Source organism: Chitinophaga varians, assembly GCF_014529945.1.
In the GTDB taxonomy this organism is placed as follows: domain Bacteria; phylum Bacteroidota; class Bacteroidia; order Chitinophagales; family Chitinophagaceae; genus Chitinophaga; species Chitinophaga varians.
In genome coordinates, this window is sequence record NZ_JACVFB010000003.1 from 569,356 (window position 1) to 588,460 (window position 19,105).

17 protein-coding genes are annotated in these 19,105 nt (G+C 48.0%); 6 read left to right on the top strand and 11 right to left on the bottom strand.

What is annotated here, in order from left to right:
- Positions 1-6: 6 nt before the first annotated feature.
- Both ICL55_RS16680 and ICL55_RS16685 read left to right on the top strand, forming a co-directional pair.
- Positions 7-819 (top strand): SDR family NAD(P)-dependent oxidoreductase, encoded by an 813-nt coding sequence (locus ICL55_RS16680; RefSeq protein ID WP_188099278.1) that lies wholly within the window; start codon positions 7-9, stop codon positions 817-819.
- 37 nt (positions 820-856) lie between these two features.
- On the top strand, positions 857-1,600 hold the full coding sequence (locus tag ICL55_RS16685; protein WP_188099281.1) for a DUF72 domain-containing protein: 744 nt from the start codon (positions 857-859) through the stop codon (positions 1,598-1,600).
- 32 nt (positions 1,601-1,632) lie between these two features.
- Here the strand turns inward: ICL55_RS16685 and ICL55_RS16690 are convergent, their stop codons facing one another.
- Both ICL55_RS16690 and ICL55_RS16695 read right to left on the bottom strand, forming a co-directional pair.
- Entirely contained in the window at positions 1,633-2,409 is a 777-nt protein-coding gene (locus tag ICL55_RS16690; RefSeq protein ID WP_188099283.1) for a DNA-formamidopyrimidine glycosylase family protein, read from the bottom strand.
- A 29-nt stretch (positions 2,410-2,438) separates the two neighbouring features.
- Positions 2,439-4,154 (bottom strand): DUF885 family protein, encoded by a 1,716-nt coding sequence (locus ICL55_RS16695; RefSeq protein WP_188099285.1) that lies wholly within the window; start codon positions 4,152-4,154, stop codon positions 2,439-2,441.
- A gap of 249 nt (positions 4,155-4,403) precedes the next feature.
- Here ICL55_RS16695 and ICL55_RS16700 point away from each other — a divergent pair, with 249 nt between their 5' ends.
- Complete coding sequence (locus tag ICL55_RS16700) at positions 4,404-5,162, top strand: murein L,D-transpeptidase catalytic domain family protein (RefSeq protein WP_343067805.1); 759 nt, start codon at positions 4,404-4,406, stop codon at positions 5,160-5,162.
- On the opposite strand, the gene ICL55_RS16705 is transcribed toward ICL55_RS16700, so the two are convergent.
- The 3 genes from ICL55_RS16705 to ICL55_RS16715 all read right to left on the bottom strand — a co-directional run bounded on the left by ICL55_RS16705 (position 5,159) and on the right by ICL55_RS16715 (position 10,013).
- Positions 5,159-6,730: a L,D-transpeptidase family protein gene (locus ICL55_RS16705; RefSeq protein WP_188099287.1), complete on the bottom strand. Its 1,572-nt coding sequence runs from the start codon at positions 6,728-6,730 to the stop codon at positions 5,159-5,161. The genes ICL55_RS16700 and ICL55_RS16705 overlap by 4 nt on opposite strands.
- 162 nt (positions 6,731-6,892) lie before the next feature.
- The gene (locus ICL55_RS16710; RefSeq protein WP_188099289.1) at positions 6,893-9,424 is read right to left on the bottom strand and encodes a phosphocholine-specific phospholipase C; all 2,532 of its coding nucleotides are present in this window, start codon (positions 9,422-9,424) and stop codon (positions 6,893-6,895) included.
- A 172-nt stretch (positions 9,425-9,596) separates the two neighbouring features.
- Positions 9,597-10,013, bottom strand: a complete 417-nt coding sequence (locus tag ICL55_RS16715; protein ID WP_188099291.1) for a hypothetical protein — start codon at positions 10,011-10,013, stop codon at positions 9,597-9,599.
- 111 nt (positions 10,014-10,124) lie between these two features.
- On the opposite strand from ICL55_RS16715, the gene ICL55_RS16720 reads away from it, so the two are divergent.
- Positions 10,125-10,991, top strand: coding sequence for a helix-turn-helix transcriptional regulator (locus ICL55_RS16720; RefSeq protein WP_188099292.1), 867 nt, complete (start codon positions 10,125-10,127; stop codon positions 10,989-10,991).
- Between the two features lie 61 nt (positions 10,992-11,052).
- Positions 11,053-11,913, top strand: coding sequence for a hypothetical protein (locus ICL55_RS16725; protein WP_188099294.1), 861 nt, complete (start codon positions 11,053-11,055; stop codon positions 11,911-11,913).
- A gap of 154 nt (positions 11,914-12,067) precedes the next feature.
- On the opposite strand, the gene ICL55_RS16730 is transcribed toward ICL55_RS16725, so the two are convergent.
- From ICL55_RS16730 to ICL55_RS16745, 4 genes are all read right to left on the bottom strand, one after another.
- On the bottom strand, positions 12,068-13,204 hold the full coding sequence (locus tag ICL55_RS16730) for a hypothetical protein (protein ID WP_188099296.1): 1,137 nt from the start codon (positions 13,202-13,204) through the stop codon (positions 12,068-12,070).
- Between the two features lie 74 nt (positions 13,205-13,278).
- Positions 13,279-15,084 carry an LA_2272 family surface repeat-containing protein gene (locus ICL55_RS16735; RefSeq protein WP_188099298.1) on the bottom strand — a complete coding sequence of 602 codons (1,806 nt, stop codon included), beginning with the start codon at positions 15,082-15,084 and terminating at the stop codon, positions 13,279-13,281.
- 14 nt (positions 15,085-15,098) lie between these two features.
- The gene (locus tag ICL55_RS35580) at positions 15,099-16,079 is read right to left on the bottom strand and encodes a FecR domain-containing protein (RefSeq protein WP_188099300.1); all 981 of its coding nucleotides are present in this window, start codon (positions 16,077-16,079) and stop codon (positions 15,099-15,101) included.
- Between the two features lie 10 nt (positions 16,080-16,089).
- On the bottom strand, positions 16,090-16,734 hold the full coding sequence (locus ICL55_RS16745; protein WP_343067806.1) for an RNA polymerase sigma-70 factor: 645 nt from the start codon (positions 16,732-16,734) through the stop codon (positions 16,090-16,092).
- Between the two features lie 269 nt (positions 16,735-17,003).
- Here ICL55_RS16745 and ICL55_RS16750 point away from each other — a divergent pair, with 269 nt between their 5' ends.
- On the top strand, positions 17,004-17,501 hold the full coding sequence (locus tag ICL55_RS16750) for an OmpH/Skp family outer membrane protein (RefSeq protein ID WP_188099302.1): 498 nt from the start codon (positions 17,004-17,006) through the stop codon (positions 17,499-17,501).
- Between the two features lie 182 nt (positions 17,502-17,683).
- Here ICL55_RS16750 and ICL55_RS16755 read toward each other — a convergent pair whose 3' ends face one another.
- Positions 17,684-17,977: a GNAT family N-acetyltransferase gene (locus ICL55_RS16755; RefSeq protein ID WP_188099304.1), complete on the bottom strand. Its 294-nt coding sequence runs from the start codon at positions 17,975-17,977 to the stop codon at positions 17,684-17,686.
- 185 nt (positions 17,978-18,162) lie between these two features.
- A complete protein-coding gene (locus ICL55_RS16760) occupies positions 18,163-19,035 on the bottom strand; it encodes an SMP-30/gluconolactonase/LRE family protein (protein WP_188099306.1) in 873 nt (290 codons plus the stop codon).
- Positions 19,036-19,105 lie beyond the last annotated feature (70 nt).

Below are 19,105 nucleotides of genomic sequence, written 5' to 3' on the forward strand. Positions count from 1 at the left end.
ATACGTATGTCTTACGCATTGGTAACCGGCGCTGCCAAGGGTATTGGCAAAGCCATTGCAGCCGAACTGGCACAAAGAAACTATCATCTGCTACTGGTGGACCTCGATGACACGTCCCTGCAGGAAACAGCGACAGCATTAGTGGGGCTATATCACGTCCATGTACACACGCTTCATCAGGACCTGTCGAAACCGGACGCATTATCGAAAGTCACCGCATGGAGCAGTCGCTGGCACGATCAGCTGACAGTGGTAGTGAATAATGCTGGCTATGGCATCAATGGCGCTTTTGAAAATCTTACACTGGAAGAGCAGTTCAACATCATCGATGTGAACATCAAAGCCCAGGTGGGATTATCATACGCCTATATCCCGGTGCTGCGCCGGTTTCCAAAATCGTGGCTGCTCAATCTGGCCAGCACCACGGCTTATCAAACCGTTCCGTACCTCAATATCTACGCGGCCACCAAGGCATTTGCGTTGTCGTTCACGAGAGGACTGCGGTATGAACTGCGTCACTCCCCCATCTCGGTGAGCGCATTGAGCCCGGGTAGTACAGACACTGATTTTGTGAACCGCGCCCGCATGGGCCGCAGCACCCGCAAAATTGCCGACAGGTTCAATATGACAGCGGAAAGTGTAGCGAAAATAGCAGTGAACGGCCTTTTTAAAGGCAAGGCGGAAATTGTGCCGGGGTTCATCAACAAACTGAATGCAGTCCTGCCGAAGTTTTTCCCGAAACCATTGGTGGAAAAAATCGCAGGCAACATTTACGAACAACGGGAAGAAGCACCGGCAGTGGCTATCACACCAGGCTGATCTGTGGCGCCGGAACGGCTTTTGTATCCTGTTGGTTATGGCAAAAAAGGGTATCTATATCGGCACTTCCGGCTGGAGCTATAAACACTGGAGAGATATTTTCTATCCTCCGGAGCTGAAGCCCGTGGAGTATCTGCCGTTCTATGCAAAATCATTTACGACAACAGAAATTAATACCAGCTTCTATCATTTACCAAAACCTGGTACTGTGGAAAACTGGGTAGATAAGGTACCAAAACGTTTCTGGTTCTGTCCGAAGCTTAGCCGGTACATCACACACATAAAACGGCTGCTGGACCCGGCAGAACCACTGGAACGTTATTTCAGTGTGTTCGATCCGGTGAGAAAGAGCCTGGGGCCGGTATTGATTCAGTTACCGCCTACCCTGACTTTTGAACCGGAACGGCTATACGTATTTTTTGACCTCCTGAAAACCACTTACCGGGATTATGAATTTGCACTCGAAGCCAGACATGACAGCTGGTTACAGGAAGATGCCTTCAGACTACTGGAACAATATAACATCGCATGGGTCATCGCAGATGCAGGCGGCCGCTGGCCGTTTGCAGAAAGAATAACGGCAAAGCATATATACATCCGTTTTCACGGTCCTACCGGCCATTACGACACGGCCTATGACCACAAAACCTTAAAGGCTTACGCCACTAAAATAAAACAATGGCATGCAGACAAACATGCCGTATGGGCCTTTTTCAATAATGACGGGCATGGATACGCCCTAAAAAATGCCGGCGAGCTGAAGACCTTATTGCAGGTCTAAATAACAAAATATCCAAATGCCCAAATATTAAATTACTTATACTCCACCTGTTCATCCGTGTAATAAGTCTTACCTCCTGATGAAACGTGCTTTATCGCTGCTCCACCGGGGCTCTCTGTCAGCTTGTGGCTATGCACCAGCATATAGTCGCGTACTTCTCCGTTGATAATATCAGGATGATGTTTGCGGATATTTTTCTCTGCTGTGGTCAATACTTTGTGGATAGCTTTATGCAACGCCTTCGCGGCAGCTGAAGGAATCTGATTGCAGACAGAAAAAGGCGAGACACGCGCTTCCCACAGGATATCATCTGCATAGGCATTGCCGATACCCAGGATATTTTTTTGATCTGTCAGGAATTTTTTGATCGTCGTTCTCTTTTTGGCCAGCGCCGCTTCCAGCCATGCTGTCGTTAACTCTTTAGAAAGCGCATCTGGCGCCTCTTTGGGTGCGGGGTCCAGGAAGATGTTCGCCTGGCCCTGATAATCCGTCAGGGCCAGGCCTTTTCCACCTTTAAACAATAACGTGCAGATCGTGTACTTCTGCTCGTTTTTCTGGTCAAATAGATATAGTTTGCCATGCAGCATCAGATGCATGCCCAGCACATGGCCGTTTTTAAATTCGAAATGCAATTCTTTGCCCACACGCCGGATAGCCGTCAGCTGCTGGCCTTCCAGCGCCGCCTTCAGCTCTTTTTCAGGCGTATGCAGTTTTTTCTTTACCACCACATCGATGGTCTCCAGCTGTTTATGTAACAACACTTTCTCCAGGTTGTGGCTGAACACGTTCAGGTCTGGTAATTCAGGCATGGCATTTTTTTTATAAAAATAACGATTCCCTACTGCTGCAACAATTGGTCCGCAAAACGCCACTGTGTTTTGAAGTCCGGCGTCAGCGTCTGATGGGTGATAATAGCCCGGAACATCTCAATGGGGATAGCATTCTCCTGCAGGAACGCATCATGGAATTGCTTCTCCGTCATCTTGCCACTGTCAATCAGCTCATGATGCAGCGCCCGCAATTGCAGCCCGCCCATCATATAAGCGATCTGATACAGCGGGCCATAGTCGCCTTCAAAAGAACGCCTCACCTCAGATGACGCACTGAAACGTTCATGGCCTACCCGGTCAACCAGAAAATCGATGCACTGCTGTGGCGTCCATTTGCCCAGATGATAATTCAGGGAGAAGATAATGCGGGCGCAGCGGTGCATGCGCCAGAACAATGCGCCTACCTTCTGCTCAGGCGTGCTATGGAAGTTTTTGTTCCACAAGAGCATTTCCCAGTATAACGCCCACCCCTCTACGGAGAAAGGCGTACTGAACATACGGCGATAGGGTTTATTGCGTTTGTTCATAAAGCCTTGCAGGTTATGGCCGGGTATCAGTTCATGAAAAACAGTGGCGTGGGAAAAAGCGTAATTGTTACTACGCAGGCTCATGGCCCTGGTGGCTTCGTCCATATCGTCTGTGGGATAAGCCACCAGAATAGATTCACCACCGAGGAAAAACGGCGCGAAACGCTGTTGCTCTTTAGAGAGCATGAACATGCGCCAGGCCTCTTTAGCCAGCGCCGGTACTGTCACCAGGTTGCTGTCTTCCACAAATTTAATCGCCTCATCTGCCAGCCGGTGTATCATCTCCGGTTGTCTGCCCGGCTCCACGTGGTTCTCCTTCACTTTCTCCAGCGCCTTCTTCCAGTCTTTTCCAAAGCCCAATGCTGCCGATGCTTTCAGCATTTCTGCATCACACCAGGCGAACTCCTTGTTGGCCATCTCCACCAGTTCTTCCGGAGAATAAGGGATCATCTCATACTGTAACTGTGCGATGAGCGCTTCGCGGCCGATAGGTGTTCCTTTGATACCGGAGGCGTCCAGTGTCCTATCAGTTTTGTCTGCCAGCTCCTGGCCAAGGAAACGACTGTAGCTTCCCAGCAGGCTGTCTGTTTGCTGGTAAGGCTGCTTCACCTGTTTGGTGAAGGCAGGCTCATATCCATAATAGAAGGTATATACCCCTTTGAGTCCGTTGCGCAGATCATCCACGATCTCTGCCGCCTGGCGCGCCTGTGCGGGGCTTAGTGTGCTCCGTTTCTTCAGCGATGCCTGTGCGGCCATGATCTGTTGTTGCACCGTGGCCAGGTCAGCCACTATTTGAGGTACGTCGGGGTTATCACCACGACGACGTTTCACCTGCATGGTCATCAGTGTCTGTGCAAAGGGAATGACTGCCGGCTGCAGTAGCTTATACAGTGCCTCATTTTCATCGATCTGACCCAGCTCCTGCCCCACCCGGCGCTTCAGCAGAATGTAATCCACCTGGTCGCTCACCGGCAAAGAGGCAAATGGCAGCGATTGCAGCGATGTCAGCGTCTGCTGGTAATACGTGCGCATACGCCCGAAATACTCCGGGCTGTACCGGAAAATGTATACTTTATGCAGGTCTTCCACATCTGCAGCCATTTGTTGAATGAGTGCCTTAACAGGCTCACCCGTATTGGCATGTGTACGGGCAAAAAGGAACAGCAAAGGAATAAGGATCAGGTATCTTTTTATCATAACGCAAAAGCTGTTTTAGATCTGACATTAAAGATAATCATCCACCCTTGGCATCCTATGCTGAAATTGTCCCCTTTTTCACCAAAATTGCTCCATATCAACATTTTTCATGTATGTCAATATCTTGTTAAAATAGCCGGAAGCGAGCTGGAATGGCCCTTTTTAGGGCAATATATCCCGATGATAATCGTTATTTTCGTCTGATATGGATTAATCATCATTCTCTAACCTTGATAAATATTTTACGGAGTGACATTGAAAGTGAAGAAGTTTATTAAACCGTTAATTTTTATTGCAACCATCGGTTTTTTTGTATTCCTGATTACCACCCTTACCTCAGCTGAAAAAAATCCTGCCACCGCATATCGCACCCTTATACCGGCAGTGAATGACTCACTGCAGGAGGAAAGTTTGTATGAAAGCATGCGACTGGATACGACCGGTTTGTCCCGGGAAGCATTTGAAAGCGCGCTGCAGGGATACAATCAACTCGAAGGTAAAGGCCGGCTCAAAAACCCGGACATCCTTTCTATCATCGACTTTTCGTTGCCATCCAGCAAAAAGCGGCTTTTTGTGATTGACATCAAAAACAGACTGCTGTTATTCAACACGCTGGTATCCCATGGCAGGAACTCTGGAACCTTGGTGGCCAACACCTTTTCCAATAAAACGAACAGCTATAAGAGCAGCCTCGGATTTTATGTAACCGGCGATACCTATAACGGGGAGCATGGTTATTCTCTTCGACTGGAAGGCGAGGAAGCCGGCATCAACGACAATGCGCTGAGCCGCGGCATCGTGATGCACAGCGCTGATTATGTCAACGAAGCGCTGATCAGAAGCCAGGGGTATATTGGCCGCAGCCTCGGCTGCCCGGCCATTCCGGAAGGGGTACATCGCAAAGTGATACAACGTATTGCCAACGGCACCTGCCTGTTTCTGTACAGCCCGGACAAATACTACTCCATGCATTCCAGGATGCTGGCTAAAGACAGTGTGAACAGCTAAAACATTTTTTGTTTCATCACCGCATCGTGGCCGTAAACGTCCCGTACCAGATGCAATGCGCCTTCTTCATCCGCCCACGCGGTGAAGTAAGTGATAATCACCGGTACCGGATGTTTGACGGCCACATATTTTTGTTTGCCGCCGTTCATGGCGGCATCAATTTTTTCGTCGGTCCATTGAGGTGAGTCTTCCAATATAAACCTGGCCATCGAAACAGGGTCTTTTAGTCGTATACAACCATGACTGTAGGCCCGGTTGTCGCGGTTAAACAAACTTTTTTCCGGAGTATCATGGAAGTAGATATTGAAGCTGTTGGGAAACAGAAATTTCACACGTCCCAGTGCATTGCGGGCGCCCGGCCGCTGCCGCACTACCGGCAGGCCGTTCACATGACCCGTGATCTCCATATTCTTACGCGCCAGATAACCACTGTTGCGGGACATAGCGGGTAATATCTCCTTCCGCACAATACTGCGCGGTATGTTCCAGTAAGGGCTAAATACCACCTGATTTAATTTCCCGGAAAACATCGTAGTGCTATGCCCCTCTTTCCCCACTACTATCGGCATATCAAATACTTTTTTACCATCATTGGTCACGTGCAACATAAATGCCGGGATGTTCACCACAATCAGTTTCCCCTGAGGGGTAGCGGGCAACCATTTCATCCGCTGCATATTGATCAGCAATTGTTTTAAACGTTCCTCCGCCGGCACATTCAGCGCGCTGATAACGGTATCATTGATCACACCGTTTTCCGAATAGCCATGACCGTTACGAAAGCGGTTGACCGCCGCTTCCAGTTCATCAGTGAATACATCACTGCTGTCTTTCTCCTTTAATTCCCCGGTTGTTGCCAGCCTTTGTTTTACAGCGATGATGACGGGAGATGATTGCCCTTTTTTAATCGACCGCGCTGATGAATCCACTGGCTTCCAGCCACCGTTTTTGACGATATCGCGGTACTGTCGCAGGGCAGGTTTGAGGCCTGCTATGGCCGGGTACTGTTTCTCGCTGGTATGCAGCATGGAATCGGCCATCTCCATCATATCTTCTTTCTGCATGGGCACCATATGCTCCATTTGTTCCACCGTACCGCCATTCTTCCGGAAATAACGCACCAGTCGCCAGGTAAGCATCAATTCCGTCTGTATCATATCCGGATCGGAGGCTTTCGCATGAAGGGTATCTTCTTCCAGGAGCCGGTCCAGCTTATTGTTCAGCGGCTTATCGCCGGTGGTGTCCGGACTTTGGTTGAACAGGCTGCGGAAGGCGGCGGCTTCTTCTGTAAGGCCACGGCTGTCTATCCAGGCAAACTGATAATTGCGGGCGTTGTAAAAACTACGCAACCGGTTGGCCACGCTATCGTTCAGCTGTCGTTTGGTAATAAAGTTTTCCAGTGCGGCAGTATCCAGGAAAAGGTCGTTATAGGCGTTTTCGCGGGTGATCGCTGTATTTCGGGGGGTAAGCACGTCAGCGGTCACGACTTCGGCATGCTCAGGCGCTGAAGGCGAATTGCAGCCTGACAGGAGATATGCCAGCAAGGTGAACAGAAGAAGGTATCTCATGCCTTTTTCCTATCAAAATAAACACCAGAATATTTGATCATTGGGCTATTTTGATATTTGACTATTGGTAGAGCTGGTTCGCCAATAAACATTTTCAACTGTTGGCGTAATCCCTACCATAACTCAATAATCAAATATCAAAATAACCCAATACCCAAATGATTATGCCATGGCCGGGTCACTCATCCCTTCAGCACCGGTTTCCACTCTGCCGGCAAAGCGTTGCTCAAACTGGTCATGACCTTCTACTTTTACAGAGAAGTCGTACCAGTGCTGGCTTTTGCTGTTATCAATGATCATGGCGGCCTGCGTATTGGCGGCAATGGTTTTACGTACTACCGCGTTACCATAGGCGTTATCGGTAACAATGACGGTAATGGCTTTATTGCTGCGGTTGGCGATATGCAGGTCTGCATTGCCGGTCAGCTGTTTGCGGTTACGCAGCGAACGCTGATATTCACAGGTAATGTCCACCTGCGGGTCTTTGGCGTTGCCGGCGAATTCGCGGTAAAAACCATTAGGACCGTAAGCACGCAGACGGTATTGTTCGCCTTCAAAAGAAGACAGAGGCCAGGCGTCTTTCAGCTGATCGCCAGCGGTAACAGCGTAAGACCAGGTCCGTACCGGCGCCATCTCACGACTGTCTGCCTGTAGGTATTTGCCGGGCGCATACACATTGAATGGTGAGCCGGCGGCTTTTTTGCCAAACACCTCGTTGGATGCGGCAAAACTGATGTCGAATGTTTTTTTATCAGCACCCAGCTTGCCGTTTACATACAGCTGGTAAGGCAGCGCACAGGAAACACGGGTACCGGCTTCCTGCCGCGGCATCCATTCGGCTTTGGCCGGGTTAGTATTGATCTTCTCAATTTCGGCGGCAGTGAGTTTTTTGAATTCGTCCGGCAGCTTTTTGAAACGGGCGTTGTATACACTTTCGATAAACTCATTCCTTTCCTGGAAAGGCACTTTCACCTTTTCTCCGTTGAAAGGACGGAAAACAGAAGTCAGGTCGCCACATACCGTACGGCGCCAGGCGGAGATATTCGTTTCTTTAATGGCTTTACCGGTTTTATGTTGCAGGAAATCTTCCATAAACTGAAGGATGGAAGTATGGTCAAACACCTGCGAATTCACATAACCGCCGCGGCTCCACGGCGAAGCAATCACTAATGGCACACGGTATCCCAGACCAATGGGACTTTCCCGAACAGCATTTTTGCCCACATGGCCTTTGGCCTGCTCCTCTTCTTTGGTAACATATTCCACTGCGGTGTCAATACCTTTGGAAACCAGTCCTGTACCGGGTTTGAAAGGCGCTACAAAAGGAGGTACGTGATCGAAATAACCATCATTCTCATCATAACAAAGAATGAAAATGGTCTTCTTCCACACTTCTTCTTTCTGCGTGAGGATGTCCAGCACTTCAGACACATACCAGGCACCATACCACGGAGAGCCGGGGTGATCAGAGAATTCACCGGGGGCTACCAGCCAGGAAACCGTAGGGAGCTGACCGTTGTTCACATCGGTGCGGAACTGATGCAGGATATCGCCTTTAGGCACCTGCACCGTCCTTTCCACATCGCCATCTTTATACCGCAGTGTTTCCAGTTCATGATAATCCGCATCTGCGATGTTGGTCGTAAATGCTTTATTGTGCAGGTTCTGCGCGCGTTTCGGCAGTTTGGCGAAGTTAGCTGCGGTAAATGTTTCCGCATCTTTCTTCACTTTCTCCAGTTCCTGCTTTTTCTGCTCCAGTTGCTGTTGCAGTTTCTTCGCTTTTTCTCCTTCAGCAGCAGGAATAGCGGCTGCCAGCTTCGCGATTTCTTCCGGCAGCTGTTGTATGCGGCGTTGCAGGTATTGTATATGGCCGGTGGCAAACCGCACATTAAATGCGGAGAACCACTCGATAGGATTGTCGGTGAAATTGGCCAGCATACCGTCCTTATCGCCTTCGAGGCCAGCGGCGCTGATTTCATTCTGGTAGATCTTCCAGCTGATGCCGTTGTCTTCAAGCCTTTCGGGAAAGGTAGTCCAGTGCGCTTCCGCGCCGTAATCCACATCTTCATTCCATACGTTGGCTTTAGCGCTGGCTTTCTGTTCATCGCGCAGGGTGCCGGTCCAGAGATACAGACGGTTCGGCGTGGTGCCGGTCAGCGAAGAACAGAAGTTCTGGTCACAAACGGTGAAGGCATCTGCCATGGCGTAATAAAAAGGAATATCCACACGGTTGTAATAACCCAGGGTGAGCGGCATCGGCGCCCAGTCTTTATTACCGGACTGTTTTACCTGCAGCCATTTATCATAACGGCCATTGTTGCGGGCATCTACCTGATTGGCCCAGGAATGCGGCAGGCTGCTCATCCAGGTAGCTTTGGTATCCCGGATATTCAACCGGAAAGGGGCATACGTTTCGTTCTTATCGTTGGTCTGTAACCATACGAGATGGTTGTTGGGAAGGCGGATAGCGCGGGGGTCATTGTACCCTCTCACCCCTCTGAGGGTGCCATAGCAGTGGTCGAACGACCTGTTCTCCTGCATCAGGACCACGATGTGTTCCGCATCGTGGAAGGTGGTACCGGGATGGGGGTCTATGGCCAATGCACGCTGGATGGACCCCGGCAGGGTCCCGGCTACGCCGGCGGCACCAGACAGCAGGGCTGCTTTCTTGATAAAATCTCTTCTGGTGTTCATGAAATACTTTTTATTGTTCAGCTGTCAGCATCCAACAGGTATGCTTTAAGCGGCTTAAAATAACAAAAAGTATGTTATGTCACAATTAACAAAGGAAGAATGGTCGGATATGGCCAACGAAAAAGGGCTCCCGCATTGCTGCGAAAGCCCTTCGTATTGACTTCGAATAAATTCAGGATACGTCTCTGGATGGAATGATCACGATCTTAAACTTCATGGTCACATTCGGCTTCTGAGCCACTGTATTATTGGGCCCGCGAAGCTCCACGATCAACACACCGGTCTGATGTATCACATTGTAAGACTCGTTATTAAACACTTCCGGTAAAAGTTCATACAATTCAAACTGTCCGTTCTGCTGCCGTGCCAGGGATACTACCACGCCATCAAGCTGGTTGGAGTTTTGGTCTAGTTCAGGCAGATTATTGAATTGCATATAATAGACCCCTTTGTCGTCCAACTTCCATTGATCAGGAGTCATCGTAAAGAAGATTGTTTTGTTGGGAATAACTTCATTGGTGGTCTTAGTACAACTGGAGAATACCGCGGCAATCATGAGCAGGGGTAATAAGTATAGCCATCTTTTCATATACAAGGTGTTTGGTATGGATTTATTCAAATACGATGCCATAAATATTACTCCGATAAATGAAGAAATCCTGATATTTGTAAAAATCTTCATTTTTAAAATCTGCGTTGTATGTTGTATCGCTTACCGCAGGAATTCGGCAGCTATCCGGGCATGTATATCAATCGCGCCGGCAAATCTGCGCTGGCATGGTTCAAACTGGTGGAGCATCAGGCCAAAGCCGAAGGGTTCCTTACCGAAAATACACTCGTGTTCATCATTTCAGGCAGTAAGCACATCCATCTGCCGGACGAAGAAATTGTGGCCGCCGCAGGCGACCTGATACTGCTTAAAAGAGGGACCTACTTCATGTCTGCCCTGCTGCCGGAAGAAGAGGGCACCTTCCAGGGACTGATGCTCTGTGTAGATGACCACCTCTTACGCTCCTTTCTGGAAGAAATGGATGATATCCGGAAAGCGCGTACAAATATCCCCATGGTGTTGCCCTGCTCTGAACAGCTGGTCAATGTGCGCAACAGTATCATCAGCTATATGGAACGCCCCAACGAAAATACCTGTAAACTGCTGGAACTGAAAATACAGGAGGTATTCCTGTTATTGCTGGCCGGCCCGCATCGCGCGCAGGTACTGGCTTTCCTGCATCACATGTTTGACACCAGCACAGAAAATCTCACACTCACTATCCGGGAACATCTGCTAAAACCTTTGTCCCTGCAGGAATACGCCGCCCTGTGCGGATTAAGCCTCTCTGTGTTTAAAAGAGAATTCGCCAAAATATACCATGCGCCACCTAAAAAATGGATCAATGATGAACGATTGAAACATGCCGACTATCTGCTGCGGCATACACAAAAAAATGTCAACGAAGTAGCGGATGAATGTGGGTTTGACAGCACTTCCTATTTCATCAAACAATACAAAAGCCGCTACGGCGATACGCCTAAAAATGCACAACGGGCTAAAATTGCTATTTTCTGAACGCTTTCTGTTATCGTGCTGCCCCGGAGTGCCCCTACCTTTGCCTTAAACACTCAACATTATGAAAACAATTTATTTGCTGCTTCCCCTGCTGACCGCCGCCAGTACAGGATTTGGTCAGATGCAACAACTCAACCGCACCGCTATGAAAGCCCCGGAAAGTGTATACATTCACGGTAGTGACTATTATATCTCCGATACTGGTGGCGACCCTACCAAAAAGGATGGCGATGGCGTACTGTATAAAATGAACAGCCAGGGAGAAGTAAAAGTATTCGCCAGCGGACTGGATTCTCCCAAAGGCACCTGGATATTGCATAACATCCTCTACACACCGGATGTGGACAAGCTCAGAGGATTCGATGTATCAACCGGCAAAGAAGTATTCACCCTCGATATGGCGGCTACAGGCAGCACCCTGCTCAACGACATCGCACCGATGAACGACTCCACGGTTTTTGTTTCCGCCACAGACATCAGCAAGGTATACATCGTACACCTGGGCGCTCATCCACGCTACGAGGAACTGTCATTCGACAATCCGGTGAAAGGCGCCAACGGCGTTATTTATGACAACCAACGGAAACGCCTGTACGTATGCGGTTTCGGCGCTGCCGGTACTCCCAATGGTGAAATCGGTTACGTGGACCTGACCGCGGCAAACAAAAAATTTGTCCGCCTTACCGACCGCACCGGTTACTACGACGGCATCATGCTCACCAAACACAATACCCTCCTGGTCTCCGACTGGGTAGCGTTTGAAAAGAAAGGAGTAATAGTGGAAGTTGATCTCAAAACCGGTAAAACAACCACCGTTAATAAAGAGCCCATCTCCGGCCCGGCCGATTTCACGCTTAACAAAAACGGAGAGGTGATCACGCCCGCTATGATGGAAGGCAATGTTCTCCTGCTAAAACGTTAGTTCACGCAAAGGCGCAAAGCAGCAAAGACGCAAAGGTTTTTTTAAGAATTATAAGAAAGCAAAGGAGCGGAGATCATATTTGATCTCCGCTCCTTTGCTTTCTCTGCTCGCTTATATCATCTTTGCGTCTTTGCTGCTTTGCGCCTTTGCGTGACTACAATCGTACCTGTACACCCGCAACACCGCCTACATAAATACCGTTGAACTTATCGTTCCGGCGTTTTGACCATATATAGTAGGGCGCCATGTCCTCACCCACGCCGTCTTTGGTGCGTATGTCATTAAAAGTAGGGCCAGCAAATACTTCTATGTTATTGCCGAACCGGTATGCAGGATAAACGCCAAAGGTGCTTTTATTGTATACCAATTTATGAAAATCGGTATTAGTAGTATTGGTGACCTCCATGTTAATACGGAAGTGGGAATTCACATACAGATGCGCACCTATACCACCCTGAAAAACATAGCGTGTGGCAGAATCATTCCTGAAATTATATCCTACGCCCAAAATGCCATACAGGACGCGGCCACCGGACTTAAAGGCAAGGATCGTATTGGAGGTTTCATCGATGCTGAGACTGATTTGTTTTTCACCATGTTTCACAATGTTGATCAACGCAATCGAATAGTCGCTGCTATCGGCAATATTCAGGAGCCCCGCTACCTGCACGCCCTTCACTTTTTTAGCGACGTTCATGAAACCGGCTACCTGTATATTCGCATCCTTGGCCAGGTTAAGGAAACCGCCGATCTGTACCTTTGCGGAGCGATGGCTGTTGATAAAGCCCGTAACAGCCACGCTCGCGCTGTCGGTATGGTTCATGAAACCGGATATCTGTCCGCTGGCGCCATCACTTTTACGTGCGAAGTTCGCAAAGCCGGCCACCTGATATCCGCGGTGCATCTCTCCTCCCAGGTTAATGAAGCCCGTCACCATTACACCCTTCGAGGTTTGTTTCACCGAGTTCATAAACCCTGAAATAGCGGCGCCATTTTGTAACAGGCCGATATGATTGGAAAAGCCGGCAAGAGCAGCTCCATTGGCACTTCCTTTAATGATATTGGATATACCGGATATCGCTGCACCTGTTTCGCCCCCGGATACGCCGGCAATGGCATGCAGTGAAAAACGGTTGGTATATTCTGCGGCCTGTGTACCGTTGGTACTGAGTGGATAAACAATTCCCACATGTGCAGGCCTGATAGCTGATTGTCCCAATACCTTTGCAGTTAAGCTGATAACGGTCAGGAGGGATAAAACGGTAATTCTGGTCAAGGTATCTGTTCTCATATCTGTGTGTATTAATGCGTACTGATTAACGACACGTGAAGGAACAACTACCCCTATGCAGCTACAAACAAAAATCAGAAGATGGTAATGCCGGCCTGCCAACCTACCCAGCCGTTGCCTGAATCTCCCAGTTTAAAAGGATGATAACCAGCTCCCGGAATCTCTGAAAGATAGCCGGGTTTGGGGTTCCATTCATCATACAGATGAAATGCCAGGGAAGGCCCTGCAAAGATGGACACTTTATTAGAAATCCTGAAGTTCAGCAATGGTTGTATTCTGATCATCTGAGAGGTTTCCTCGGTACCGGTATACATATTTTGCGCAGTGATCTCTCCAGCCAGAAATAAATGTTTGTTGAAGTTAAACTCCCTGCCGATACCATATCCGAAAGAATATACTTTTCTGTCGCCGGTATTGAAGCCAGCGAGCAAAATGCTGTATAGCTTGGTACTGCCGGTTTTCCACGCCACGTTGTAGTTGATTACATCACTCGTATACACCGCCAGTTTATGATAACCATGTTTTACGATGTTGACAAGACCGATGGAATAACCGGAAGAAGTATCTGCAATATTTACCAGGCCTATCTGTACACCTTTGAGGTGTCTGGCATAGTTGAAAAGCGATCCGAGTTGCACGCCTCTCACGGTACCATGACTGATATTACCGATGTATGATATCTGCGCACCGCTGGCGCCGCGGCCCGCATAGTTGTAGATGCCGCTGATCTGTGCTCCGGACATTTCTCCGCCGGTATAGTTTCCAACACCTGATACCTGCCAGCCCACTGTATTTCCCTTTACAATACCCAAAACGCCCTGTGCCTGCATACCTTCCATATCGCCGCGTATCTGGCCGATAACGCCGGAAATCTGCACACCATTTGTACTACTCTCTACAATATTGCTCACGCCACCTATCTGCACACCGCGCATGGAATCCAGCACCTGGTTGTGAACACCGGCAATCTGTACGCCGTTGGTTTTTCCACCTACCACATTGAGTACGCCACCAATCTGTACATGTTGCATATTACCTTTCACAATATTGAACACGGTGCCCAGTTCGAAACCATCTACACCAGCGGTATACCCCCCAATAACGTTGATCGAGAATTTGTTGACCACCTGGCTGCTCATCCTTCCGTGTGAGCCCAATCCCGGCGTAAGCGAAGCCTGATAAGGCTTATCGGCGAAGAAACTACCGATGTTAAGACTCTGCATTTTCTGACGGGACGATAACATCGTTCGGCCCCACCAGGTTTTTTCCACCTTCATATTATGACCGGTAATTTCCACCACCCGTAGCTGATACGCTACCGGTGAAATATTCACCGCCACCTCCTGGTCCTGGCCTGCATGTACCAGCACAGAGGTGTCTGTATACAGGTCCTTACTAATGCTGATGGCTGCGGTAGGGGTTTTATCCCGTAACCGCAGCCTGAAATAACCGTCATTATTGGTTAAAGTAGAGATGAGTTGCTGTCGTTCATACACGCTCGCATTCGGTACTCGTTGTCCTGTTTTGCTATCCGTGACGAATCCCGTGACCTGGTAATAATTTTGCCCGGGAGATTTTTTAAAGAGAATGATATAGTTGCCCGATTCTTTGTAGAGATACTCTCCGTCCAACAGCTGGTCCAACGTTTGCCGGACCGTTTTATTTTTCACCGAGATACTGACCAGACTGTCCTGTGGCAGAATATTGCTGATATACGAGAAATAAAAATTGCCCTGTCTGGAAATGATATTCAGTACTTCTGATAACTTCTGTTTTTTTGCTTCCACCGTCACGGTCTTGTTGAGCAGGCCCTGTGCCTGTACTTGGAACGAGAAGGTGATGATCAGTATCAATATTGTCAATGTTCTGCTAAACGGCATACGTTAGGCTGCAATTACTTTAGGGTTATATTAGTTCCATTTTCTTCTACGGTGATGCCGTAAGTGAGCCCGATAATTTTCAGGGTACTGTCGAGTGAACTGTTACTGAAGGTAACGTTGATCGGCAGGTCACGCTTGCTGGAATTGGCAATCACGATATTTACATTGTAAGCTTCATTCAGGATATCTACCAGTTTCCACAGCGGTGTATTGTTGCATACAAATGTTTGTGTGCGGTAGTAGTTATACAACTCGTCTGTGTTTTCCTGTTTCACCGGCGCCGTGTCCTGATCGGTAACAGTGGCCTTTTCATGATGCTGCAGCTGCACGCTGTGGTGTTGTTTGGTTACTTCCACCGCACCTGTTTCCACGATGACTTCTGTTTTGCCATTGCTGCTTTTGATGTTGAAAGAAGTACCGAGTACTTTTACGGTCACGTCGTTTACTTTGATCACAAAAGGACGGCCCGGATCTTGTGCCACATTGAAGAAGGCTTCGCCTTCCAGTTTTACATGCCTTTCCTTTTCGAACGAGTTAGCATAACTGATAGAAGATTGTTTATTCAGCGTCACAAATGAACCGTCCGGTAATGTATCCAGTCTTACCGCGTTGCTGGCGTAGATCGTATGTTGCGGACCGGAGGCTTTCATAAACCAGAACCCGGCAGCTCCCAGCAATACCAGCAAAGTGGCTGCTATGGCGAGGTTACGGCGCCAGGTGGAGAAATCGGTTTTGATGATACGGGCTCCTCCTGCTTCTTCGTTGGCGCCTACCCGTTGCTGGAAGCGTTTCCAGGCATCGTCTTCACTGACGGTGCTGACAGCCGCCAGTTTTTTACTTTCGTCCCAGATAAGCCGGAAATGCTCGTAGTATTTAGCATTGGCCGCATCTGTAGCCATCCATGTTTCCACAGATTGTTTTTCTACCGGTGTGGTGATGCCCAGCATGTATTTCACCAGCAGATCGTCGTTTATATGGTCAGTTTGCTTTTTCACGGTAGAAGGTTTAGAGATGGAGCAATATTAACAGCAGGGGAAGAAAATCCACCAGGTTGAGCCGTAGCAACTTTAGTGCTTTGCCCATCTGATTCTCCACCGTTTTTACTGAGATATCGAGCTTATCAGCGATCTCCTGGTATTTTAATTCTTCAAAGCGGCTCAACTGGAATACGGTCCTGCATTTTTCGGGCAGCGCGCGCAGTGCCTTGTCCAGTTTTTCTTCCAGTTCCCGCATGGTCACTTTTCCGGAAGTATTGCCGGTATCCCTGTTATTGCTCATCTGATATTGGGTATGTGCCTGATGCGTAGCTTTTACTTTCTGATGCCGCAGGTAATTGATGCTCTCATGGTATACCGCTCTGTACAGATAACCGGAGACCGTTTGTTTGATCTTAATATCTCCTGATTTCTCCCACAGCTTACAGAATACATTCTGCACCATTTCCTCAGCCATTATTTCATCTTTCAATATGGTACAGGCATAGGCATGCAAGCCTTTAAAATGGGTTTTAAATGCCTGTTCAAAAGTTAATACGTCTTCTTTTTCCAGTAACGAAGTATCACCTGGATGTTGCAACTCCATGCGTAGGTTTTGATAACTATAGTCAAAGATAATTCCTTCTGCCAATTGAAATGCTTTCTTAGACGACACCTGTAGTTGTTTTTACCCCTACAGGGAGAACTAAAAAAATTTTGCGCAGCGGCGCTAAGCAGCCAAGGCGCAAAGGTGCAGAAAAATATATTAAAATAAATACTAAATTATTTAAAAGAAAAAGACCAATCATAAAAGCGGAACGATGTCTTTCAAAAATTATCATGCTAATAACCAAATTCTTCGCGTCTTTGCTGCTTAGCGCCTTTGCGTGAACAATTTAACATTCTCTTATATATCTATTCCATAATATTGCTGAAAACTATATCATGAAATATTTTTGCACTGTCACGCTCCTGCTGCTCCTGAGCACAGCAGCATTTTCGCAGAAAACCGCCTATATCAACTTTCAGCAATTAATTGCCGCTATGCCCGAGACTAAACAGGCGACTGACACACTGCAAAAATATCAGCAGGAGCTGGCTAAAGACGGACAATATCTGGTAGCGGAGTATACGCGTAAACTGCAGGAATATGACAGTCTGGGTACCAAATGGACCCAACAGATAAAAGAATTGAAAGAAAAAGAATTACAAGACGCACAGGCCAGCATTCAGGACTACCGCCAGCGGATGGAAGAGAAGTTACAACTCAAAGATCAACAGTTACTGGTACCGATCATGGACAAAGCTAAAAAAGCCCTGAAAGCAGTCGCTACAGAGAAAGGTTATACGCTGGTGATCGATAATTCCAAAGACGAAGTATTAATAGGCGCGGATGCCGACGATCTGATGACGCCGGTAAAAGCCAAACTGGGACTCAAATAACAGCATTTGGATATTTAGTTATTTTGATATTTAGTTATTTGGTTGAGCTGTTTTATGTATTGGAATGTTTGTAGCAATTGAAGATACTCCTCTCCAACCGCCATTCGGAAAAAGTAACTTTTCTGCGACAGCCCGATAGGTAAAACAGCCCAACTAAATATCTAAATAACTAAATATCTAAATTAGATATGGAGTCCGTGCGCGAGCAGCGTTTTCCATTTTGGATTGCTGCGTACGTATTCCGCCACTTTTTTGCTGGAAGGAACCATCCGGATATTCTGTGCAGAAATTTCCTCCATCACTTTACCCAGCATCATCGGCAGTACACCTTGTTTTTCCAATGTTGGTGGCACTTCTGCGCCAGTCAGGAAAATGCGGCTGCCATTTCTCTCATAAATAACCTTTGCCAGCTGTCCGGCGATATGCGCCTCAAACTGCCTGGCTTCTTTGTTGTCGATAATTTTGAAATCCTTCATGACTGTTCATTAGTTTATACACTTCAATGTTTCAGTAGCGTACTAAAGGGAAGTAATTCTATAAAGGGAAGTTGGATAAGATAGTGCTGCGAATGGTATTAAAATACCCTAAAAATGCCTGTTCATACTTGCAAAAGTACGAAAAAAATACGACACTCCCGTGAAACATTTATATGTATATTAAACTAATATTTAAAATGACTGACAGGCAAGCCTTTAAAAGGTAGCCTCGCGTGAAACACGTTTCCACTCATTGGATAAGCTTCAATCTGTTTGGGTGTCATATGCTCCCTCGCCGTCGTGATCAGCATTTCCTGCATATCAGGGCCTCCGAAAACACAGCAGGACACATGCGGCGCGGGCACCTCGATCTTCCCCAGTAACTCGCCATTGACAGGATTCCAGCGGTACACACCTCCGCCGCCCCATTGCGCAATCCACAGCATCCCTTCGGTATCGATCGTCATCCCGTCAGGAGACCCCAGTTCCCCCGGAATCAGCACCGCATTACGGAGAAAACGGATTTCCCCGGAATTTACATCATAAGCGTACTCCTGCACCTTATTAGTCACCGTATCGTTAAAATACATCCGGTCGCCATGCCATACCAGACCGTTAGAGATACTGACCTGCGGGATTTTGATAACCGGCGGACGATTATGGTCCAGGCAATACAAAGCTCCGTTGTCCCGCTGCGTGATCAGGTGCATGGTCCCTATCCACAGGCGGCCGGCCGGATCACACTTGCCATCATTACAACGAAGGCTCGGGTTACCGTCCAACACGGCCACCGTACGGCCCAGGCCCTGCTCCGGCGAAAAGCGCGCCACACGGCCATGAAGCCCCAACAACAGCTCATTACTGCCTTGCACCGGCACCATCATACTCACGTACTCGCCTATATGATATTGGGTACGATGACCTTTGCTGTCCATCATATACAGGGAATGGCCCAGGATATCCACCCAGCACCAGGAAGAACGTTCCGGCCACCAGAAAGCACCTTCACCTAACTCAAAAGGCCCCTGGGAAAATAATGTTGACTGATAAATCTCCATAACGTGAAATTACAAATTACGATGTACGATTTACGGAATTTTGGCCACCTATGCAAGACGTTTATTTAGT